The following is a 1,492-nucleotide window of genomic DNA, read 5'->3' as shown; positions in this document are numbered from 1 at the left end:
GCCGTCACCGGCGACTTCCAGGGCGACCGGGAACATCGTGGTGAACCACCCCACCGTCCGCGACAGGTCCACCCCGTCGAACAGCTCCTCCTCCCGACCATGCCCCTCCAGATCCACCAGGATCCGATCCCGACCGGTCCACGCCCCCAACACCCTGCCCAGGGCCGCCAGCAGCACATCATTGACCCGCGTGCGATACACCCCCGGCACGTCCTGCAACAACGCCCGCGTCGCCGCCGCATCCAACCGCACCGACACCGACCGCGCCACACCAACCGTGTTCGGCCCGTCGCCATCGCGCGGCAGCTCACCGGACCCACCCGTGGCAGACCAGTAACCGACCTCGTCATCGAACCCACCGCCGGCGGCGTGCTCGGCCAGCCGCAGCGCCCACTGCCGAAACGACGTCGTCTTCGCTGCCAGCGCCACCGGTTCACCACGCCGGATCTGGGCGTACGCGGCCGCCAGGTCCTCGAGCAGGATCCGCCACGACACCCCGTCCACCACCAGGTGATGCGCCGCCACGAACAACACCGGCCGCGCCCCGGCACCCCGCTCGAACAACACCGCCCGCAGTAACGGACCACACCCCAGATCGAACCCGGCGTGCACCTCCTCGACCACCGTCGCCATCACCGACGACACCTCGCCGAACTCCACACCGGACAGATCGTGGCGCGCCAACACCTCCACCGGGCCGACCGGGCCGTTGTACTGTCGCCAATGCCCGTCCACGCGCTCGTAGCGCATCCGGAGCGCGTCGTGGTGGGTCAGCAGCGCCTCCAGCGCACGACCGAGCACGTTGCGGTCCACCTGCTCGTCCAGCTCCACCATCAACGACTGGTCAAACCGCTCCGGACGTACCGTCTGGGTCTCGAAGAACCACCGCTGGATCGGCGTCAACGGCACCTCACCCACCACCGGCCCCTGGTCGGCGGCCGGGGCGAGCACATCCGCACCGGCCTGCTCCAGGCTCGCCGCGAGCGCCGCCACCGTCTGGTGCGCGAACACATCCCGGGGCGTCAGGCCCAGTCCGGCCTGCCGCGCCCGCGACACCACCTGAATGCTCAGGATCGAGTCGCCACCCAGCTCGAAGAAGTTGTCCTCGACCCCGACCCGCTCCACCCCGAGCACGTCAGCCCAGATCCCGGCCAGCACCCGCTCGGTCTCAGTGCGAGCCTCAACCTGACCGGCAGCAACCAAACCGCCCCAGTCCGGGGCGGGCAGCGCCCGCCGGTCGACCTTGCCGTTGGCGTTGAGCGGCAGCGCCTCGAGGGTCACGAACGCCGACGGCACCATGTAATCCGGCAACGACCCACCCAGGAATCCGCGCAGCGCCGTGGGGTCCACCGCCGCCCCCGAGGCCGGCACCACATACCCGACCAGGCGTTTGCGGCCGGCATCGTCGGCACACGCCACCACGATCGCCTCCGCGATACCGGGATGGCTGCGCAGCGCCGCCTCGATCTCCCCCAACTCGATCCGGAAACCA

The 1,492-nt window shown here is 70.4% G+C and carries 1 protein-coding gene; it reads right to left on the bottom strand.

Annotation, left to right across the window (positions count from 1 at the left end; all coding sequences use genetic code 11):
* On the bottom strand, nt 1-1,492 hold a 1,492-nt coding region (locus HC031_RS32145; RefSeq protein WP_240943298.1), incomplete at both ends, for a condensation domain-containing protein.

It is taken from the genome of Planosporangium thailandense (assembly GCF_011947195.1).
Lineage (GTDB): Bacteria > Actinomycetota > Actinomycetes > Mycobacteriales > Micromonosporaceae > Planosporangium > Planosporangium thailandense.
This window is presented reverse-complemented; position numbering and strand designations above follow the sequence as displayed.